This window comes from Oryzibacillus soli (assembly GCF_051594765.1).
In the GTDB taxonomy this organism is placed as follows: Bacteria; Bacillota; Bacilli; order Paenibacillales; family NBRC-103111; genus Paenibacillus_AR.
In genome coordinates, this window is sequence record NZ_JBPPGJ010000014.1 from 173,176 (window position 1) to 180,690 (window position 7,515).

Sequence of the window (7,515 nt, forward strand, 5' to 3'; positions counted from 1 at the left end):
CTTACGCAATGGTATATCGGCGATCCCGATAGACCTGGCTCAGGCTTATCGGACGCGGCTTGCGCCGGTCTCTGCATGGACCAGAAGCCTGACGCCGTAAGGCTCCAGCTCCTCATCGCCGCACAAGAGACGGCCGCTCAGAAGATCGGTGCAGGCCTCATTCAAGCGGACGGTCCGGGACTCTGCGGCATGGTTCAGGACGATGATGAAGGCTATCCCGTCCTTCACCCTTCGAGCCGCCTCGACATCGACAGGGGTCTCCAGCACTGGGGCGATCCCATGCTTGCGGACGGCCCGACGGACCCATCCGGCCATGAAGCGGGGATCGGCATCCGTTGCCACATACCACGCCTCTCCCTCACCGAACCGGTTGCAGGTGACTGCCGGAGTGCCCGCATAATAATCGCCGCCGTATACGGCATGAACCTCCGCCCCTTCGGTATGCAGAATGTCGCACATGAGGGTGCAGTCGAAGGCTTCCCCCGGCTGGAGCAGCGGCGCTTCCGGAGTCGTGTGCGCTGCATCGGCTTGGCTGGTATGGGCCGGGGCAGGCTGCGGTGCGACCACCCGGTTCTTCACGCCCGGCAGCAGAATGTCGCTCTCCTCCACCCAGATGCCGAGCAGCTTCCGGAGCGGTCCGGGATATCCGCCCGTCACGATCCGGTCATGGGCGTCCGCCAAGCCGCTGAAGAAGGTGGTGATGAAGGTGCCTCCGGCAGCCGTGAAGCGCTCCAGCTTCTCCGCCAGCCCGTCGGGCACCATATACAGGGCCGGCGCGGCCAGGATGTCGTAGCCGGCGAAGTCCATGTCCGGATGCAGCAGGTCCACCTGAAGGCTCTGATCGTAGAAGGCAGTGTAGACCTTCAGCACTTGGTCGATATACTTCAGATCCTTGGTCGGTCCGGCGCACAGCTCCAGGGCCCACCAGATCTCCCAGTCGAACAGGAGGCCGATCCGGGCGGGCGTCACACCCCCGACCAGCGTATCCCCGAGGCACTCCAGCTCCCCGCCTAAGGCCGCCACCTCGCGGAAGACGCGGGTACCGCCGTGCCCGGCATGGGGAATCACCGCCCCGTGCAGCTTCTCCCCGCCTCCGCGGGACTGCCGGAGCTGGAAGAACATGACAGAGTCCGCGCCGCGGGCCATTGCCTGATAGCTCCAGAGCCGCATGACGCCGGGGCGCTTGGGCACGTTGTAATCCATCCACTGCGCATGGTCGGGCGCCTGCTCCAGCAGCAGGAAGGGCTGGCCGCCCTTCAGGCCTCGCATGAGGTCATGCCACATGGCGGTCCGGGCGGGCGTATGCCCCGGCTCCGGATAGCTGTCCCAGGTGATCACGTCGATCTCCCGGGCCCACTTGAAATAATCAAGCTCCTTCCAGTACCCCATGAAATTGGTCGTCACCGGAACGCCCGGCGTGATCCGCTTCAGGATGGCGCGCTCCATCCGGTAGCATTCCAGGAGGCTGTCGGACTGGAAGCGCATATAGTCCAGCACCATGCCGGAATAGCTCGCTTTGGAATCGCCCCAGAAGATGGTGGTCTCCGTCGGCGTGACGATATCCTCCCAATCGTAGTAGAGGTGGTTCCAGAAGGAGGTGCTCCAAGCCTCGTTCACCCGCTCCACCGACCCGTACCGCTCCTTCAGCCAGCGCCGGAACGCGTCCGCGCAGTTGTCGCAGTAGCAGTAGCCGTTGTACTCGTTGGACACGTGCCAAATGGCCAGAGCGGGATGGTCCTTGTAGCGCTCCGCCACCCGTTCCGTTAGGGCCGAGGCGTACCGGCGGAAGACCGGGCTGTTCGGGCAGAAATTGGCCCGTCCCCCGTACTTGCGCTTGCGCCCCTGAAAATCCACCCGCTGCAGCTCCGCATGCCTGCGTCCCAGCCAAGAGGGATAGACTGCGGTTCCGGTGCCCAGGCAGGCCCGGATGCCGTTGGCCTGCAGCAGGTCCAGCACCCGGTCCAGCCAGCCGAAGTCATAGACATCCTCCTCCGGCTGAATGCGTCCCCAGCCGAACACATTAACGGATACCATATCGATGCCGGCCTGCCGGAAGAGACGCATGTCCTCTTCCCAGACCTCCTCCGGCCACTGCTCCGGATTGTAATCGCCGCCGTACGGCATTTTGGTCAGCTTGATCATGGGCGGACACTCCCTTCGGACTTCGGTTCGGATTGCTCCCGGGCATGGTAATAAGCATGGATGGGACCGGGCTTGACGGGCATCCGCAGCTCCAGCGGAACGCCCGCAGCTCCAGCGGGCAGCCGGAGCTCCACCACTCCGGCTAGCTCTTCGGCCGCACGGAGCGCCGGAGTCTCCGGATCCGTACCGAGGGTCAGCGCAGCCGTGAAGAAGGCCCGCTCCATGTCCTGGAGCCGGAAGCCCTGCCGGGCTCCGCTGTAGAAGACGAAGTCGAGGCAGATCCGGTCCGGGCTCCGGCTGATCTCCCACCGGTCCGCCGGCCGCTGGCCCAGGAACTCGCCGGGCCCGCACTGCAGCTTCAGCTTCACGGCATCCAGCTGAAGCTCCCAGCTGCCCGCCGGACCGGCCGGCTTCGGCAGCTCGACCCCGTCGAGGGAGCCTCCGACCTCCAGGCGCAGCCGGAGATCATGGGCCTCAAAGGCTCCGTGGACCATGTCCATCACGGGCGTCCAATCTCCGCCGTCGGTGGCGAAGCCGATGCCGAAGAGCACGTCCAGCTTCCGCTGGGCGGAGAGGAAGACGGCGGATGCGAAGTCCCGCCCGTCCTTCAGGAAGCGGAGCTGCACATAGCCCGGCTTCCGGCCATTGTTCATATACGCGATCAGATTCCGGCGCTGGTTCCACATGATCTCCCGGTCGAAGGTTCCCAGCGAGACCCGCTCATCCATATAGGTGTAGGCGTGAATCCGGAAGGAAGGCTCCTCCTGCTGGATCTTGACCAGGTCCTTCAACTCCCGGGGCGCCGGGTCCGACAGCAGCCGGGTCAGATCCTCTGGACAGCCGTCCAGCCGGTACAAGAAGTCGTATGGATACCCCTGCAGGATCGACTGGTAGCACCGGCTGTGAGGGCCGGACCATTGGCCGGTGGGCACGTGGTAATGCCCCGTCACCGTCCCCCAGGCCAGCCGCAGCAGCTCGGCGCAGAGCGCCTTGGCCCGGGGATGCCGGACGTGCCGGTCCAGATCCAGAATCTCTTCGATGGCGACGGAGGTGTAGGTGGGGCTGTTGAATTCCTCGAAGTTCCCCGTTCGGGCGGTGTAGGCATGGAAGGTCTCCAGCCGCCGGAGCCCGTAATCCAGGTAATCGGTTCGGCCGAACCGTTCGCCCGCCAGCAGCGTCACCATGGCCCCCATGATGGCGATGTTGGTGTAGTGGGGCCCGACGTTGCGCTTGATGATGGCGTCGCAGGCCCGGAAGATGGCCTGCCCCATCCGCTCCTTCAGCGCGGGAGCCAGCCGGTCCTCATGGCCGAAGAGGATCAGGAGCAGTCTTTTGCCCAGGAAATCGGCCCAGTTCCAGTCCGGCGGCGACATCTCGTCGAGAGACTCCTCCCAGAACCAAGGCCAAATGCCGTAGGTGGACTTGGACGGGTCCGTCTCCTGGAGCTTCAGCACCCGGTCAATGATGCCCGGCGCCCGCTCCCCATAGGCCGGAATCCCGCTCTCCAGCAGCCGGTGGGCATAGGTCAGGCTCTCCCGTATGGTGTGGACGAACGGGGTCTTCTCCTTGGTCAAGGTCGTATGGTAGCCGGGGCCGTCCAAGGGAATGCGAAGCAATCCCACCTCCGGGTTGTAGCGGTCTTCATCCTTCTCCAGCTGCTTCAGCAGCTCATCCTTGCTCATCTGCATGGTCGGAACCCTCCCCGTATAGATGCCGGTTCAACCGGATCAGCTCCACGCCCGCCAGCAGTACGATGCCGACGCCATGGGTGTCATTGGTGACGGCGCTTAAGCCGTTCTTATAATATTGGGCCGAAAAGGAATAGCCGGAGCCCTGGCACACGCCATAGAGATTGCCCGTAGCGTCCACAGCCCGGCCGCACAGCCCTTCCCAGGCCCGCCGGACGGCTGTCTCATACAGCCTTGGCTCCTCCAGCCATCCGTACCGGATGCCTCTAGCGAAGGCGTAGAGGAACATGGCCGTACAGGAGGACTCCTCGAAGGAGCCGGGGTCTGTCAGCAGATTGTGCCAGAGGCCGTCCTTCCCCTGGAGCGCCAGATAGCCCTCGCACTGGTCGCGGAAGAGCTGCAGCAGCTCCGCCCGCGCCGGATGCTCCTCCGGGAGGGCCGGCAGCAGCTCGGACAGGGAGAACACGGTCCAGCCGTTGCCCCGGCCCCACGGAATGCCGTTGGCCTTGCCGTGGCGGACGAAGTAGACGTGGCTCATGATTTTCCGGTCGGGCATGAACAGATAGTCCCGGAACTTCAGGAACTGATGGGCGGCATCGTCCAAGTACGCTTTGTTCCTTGTCCGCGCCGCATACCGAACCAGGAACGGCGTGCTCATGTAGAGATCATCCGCCCACAGGGTGTCGCGGTTGAAGGGGATGTCCGGCGGGTCCCGGTAGAAGGCGCCGTCAGGCAGGCGCTCCTGCTGGTCCCGCATATAGGCGCCGATGGCTCGGACCACCTCCTCCGCCCCCGCCGGCATGCCGTCCTTCATGGATTCGAGCAGCGCCGAGCCTTGGGAGCCGCAGTCATCCAGCATGTCCATAGTGGCCAGCAGATGGTTCACGGACGGCATGCCGTACTCTTGGGCGTCCCATAGGCTGTAGCGGTAGAGGGAGGTGCAGGCCTCCATATGGTCCAGCACGTAGCGGACCAGGTCCGTCCGGCCGAGTGTGCGTCCGGCCTCCAGCAGACCGTAGAGCGTGACCCCCAGGGGGTAGCTCCACTTCCCGTATTGAGGATTCTCGGCGTAGACGCGGATGTGCTGGCCGGGCTTGTCAAGCCTCCAGTAAGCGGCGCGTCCCTCCCACTCCGGCAGGCGGTAAAGGGTGGTCAGCCGATCCGGCTCCAGCGTTTCGCCTGCCGGGAATGGACCGGCGTACAGCCATGCGCTGTCGCCGGCGCCCTGTACCGGGGCCGGCAAGCAGAACGCGACGGGAGTTCCGTCTGCGTTCCGCAGTTCCGCCGTGAAGCCCCACTCCCCCCCGCCGGCAGGGCACTCGCTGCGCAGAAGCAGGTCATGCGGCCCTGCGGCGGCGATGAAGTGAAACTCCGCCTCCATCCAATCCGGGGCGGCGATGCGCCCGATCTCGGCGCCGTCCACGTAGACGGCGGCATCGCCGCGGAAGCGGCCGCGGAGCGTGAAGCCGGCGGCGTGGGTGGCCGCCGGGACAGGGCTGGCTTCGGCGGTCCACCGCGTCCAGCCGTAGGCGGACTCGCCGGCGGCGGCTTCCGCGTACATCCGCCGCAGCTGGCCGACGGGCCGACGCTCCAGCGCCGCCTCGCCTGCCGGAGCTGCGCCTGCCTCCGGCTGCCCCGCCGCTGCTGCTTTCGCCGCTCCCGCAGCCTCCGGCCACTCCAGCTCCGGCAGCCAGCTCCACCCGATGGCCGATTCCGCCAGCGGCCCTTCGGCCGCCTCCGGCGCTTCGGCGGTCCGGGCGATCAATGCCTGCGCGTCCCCCGCGTCGTCGAAGGGCCCCGCCAGGATCCACCCGGCCTGCCCGTCCCGCTCTAGGGACGGCGCCAGAACGTGGAAGGGCACCCACTTCGGATGCGCCGCTCCGAGCACGCCCCCGAAGCCAATCAGCGTCCGCTCGAAGGTCAGCACCAGATGATTCCACCCCCGGCGCAGCTTGGCCGTGAAGGGGCTCCTTATTTCATGGACGGTCTCCAGTTGGTGCCAGGAGCGGAAGGCCGTCTCTCCGTTCACGCTAACGGTCAAGGGACCGCGGCAGCGGACAGCCAAGGGCAGGCCGGCATCCTTGTCGCTCCAGACCTTGGCCCAGGCACAGACCACCGAGCCTACGGGAGCGTCTGCGTACCAGCGCTCCAGCTCGAAGCAGTAGCCTCCGTGCCGGTCCATGCGCACGCCATGTGAAGGATGGACCCGGAAGACATGGGGGAGCTTCGGGTTCGCTCCGATATATCGGGAAGCCACGGCATCCAGAACGGATGCGGGCTCTCCGCCGGTTGCACGAAGGATGCCCCGGCCGGCTTCGAAATAGTGCGTCATCGTTTTCTCTCCTCCTTTGGTGTGTGCCTAGTCTAACCCCGCCGCCGGAGGACGCTCAATAAACATGATTTGCGATAATAGATGTGGAAGCGCATCCACCCGGACGCAAAAAAGACGGAGCCCCGCATCCGGTCCGGGCTGTTGTCAGCCCTCCCAGCGGTACTCCGTCCTGTATGATCAATTCCGAATGAACTATTTGCCGCCCTCATCTTCGCCTTCCGGCTCCTTCACCGCGCCAGGCCCCTCCACGTAAGGGAACAGATCTCCCTTCTTGCCATAGTTCTCCCGCTTCAAATCCTCGAAGAAGATAAAGATCACATCCTTCTCGACCTCAAACACTTCAGACACGGCATCGGTAATCCGGCGGACCAGCTCGCGCTTCTGCTCCGTCGTTTTTCCATCCAGGGCCTTCACGGTAATAAACGGCATTCGGCTATCCCCTTCCCTTAGGTTTAGAGCTATTATACAGAGAAGTATCAGAAATTGGAAGATTTGCCCAAGGAGTTGTTTCCACCTGCCTAGCTGCTGAGCTCCCATACCCCTTCCGTCCGATCAACGGCATATTTGCCCTTCGTTCAACATCTCCCCCATCATCGGACTAGATGAAAGTCATTTATGCCGTTGATTCTGGGCGAGAATCCTCTTTTCCACCTCCACCGGTTAACAAACGGCATTTTTGCCCTTGATATCGGACTTTGTTTTTTACCCGGTGCAACCAAAGGCATCCGTGCCTTTGGTTACGGCAAGGACTCGAAATCATGCGGATATACGACTCATCGCATTAATCTGTTATCCTCCCCCGGTCGAACTCCAAGTCATAACCACCGGCTTAGCCGGTGGCTTCCATTAGCCCTATAAGGGCATGTTACTAGCCGGCGCCTAAAGGCGCTCTGAAATGGCTGCCAACCGCGTGGGTTCACGGGCTAGCCCCTGAAAAGGGGCCTCGTTACCTGCCCTTTTTCACCGACTCACCCGTAAACGGGTCGATCAACTCTTTCATCGTTAGCTGCTCGTAGTTTTTGTCCTCTTCGAGTTGGTTACGTATGTATTCTTGGATGATTTTCTTATTCCGTCCTACCGTATCGACGTAGTACCCTCTACACCAAAATTGCCGATTTCCGTACCGGTACTTCATATTTGCGAATTTATCAAATATCATGAGCGAGCTCTTCCCTTTGAGATATCCCATAAATTCCGATACGCTTAGCTTTGGTGGGATACTTACGAGCATATGGATATGATCCGGGCAGGCTTCTGCCTCGATGATTTCGACTCCTTTTCGTTCACATAGCTCCCGTAAGATCTTCCCAATTTCTCTTTTCAGTTTTCCATATACCACTTGTCTCCGATATT

At 62.9% G+C, this 7,515-nt stretch carries 5 protein-coding genes; all 5 read right to left on the reverse strand.

Features of this window, described 5'->3' with window-relative positions; genetic code table 11:
- Positions 1-45 precede the first annotated feature (45 nt).
- The gene (locus ACSEXW_RS19505; protein WP_438447846.1) at positions 46-2,142 is read right to left on the reverse strand and encodes a beta-galactosidase; all 2,097 of its coding nucleotides are present in this window, start codon (positions 2,140-2,142) and stop codon (positions 46-48) included.
- Positions 2,139-3,830 carry a DUF8769 domain-containing protein gene (locus tag ACSEXW_RS19510; protein WP_438447847.1) on the reverse strand — a complete coding sequence of 564 codons (1,692 nt, stop codon included), beginning with the start codon at positions 3,828-3,830 and terminating at the stop codon, positions 2,139-2,141. Before ACSEXW_RS19510 ends, ACSEXW_RS19505 begins: the two co-directional genes overlap by 4 nt.
- Positions 3,811-6,162, reverse strand: a complete 2,352-nt coding sequence (locus ACSEXW_RS19515) for a glycoside hydrolase family 88/105 protein (protein WP_438447848.1) — start codon at positions 6,160-6,162, stop codon at positions 3,811-3,813. The genes ACSEXW_RS19510 and ACSEXW_RS19515 overlap by 20 nt, the downstream gene beginning before the upstream one ends.
- A gap of 192 nt (positions 6,163-6,354) precedes the next feature.
- A complete protein-coding gene (locus tag ACSEXW_RS19520; protein WP_438447849.1) occupies positions 6,355-6,591 on the reverse strand; it encodes a tautomerase family protein in 237 nt (78 codons plus the stop codon).
- 517 nt (positions 6,592-7,108) lie between these two features.
- A partial coding sequence (tnpA, locus tag ACSEXW_RS19525) for an IS200/IS605 family transposase (protein WP_438447850.1) occupies positions 7,109-7,515 on the reverse strand: 407 nt, incomplete at its 5' end.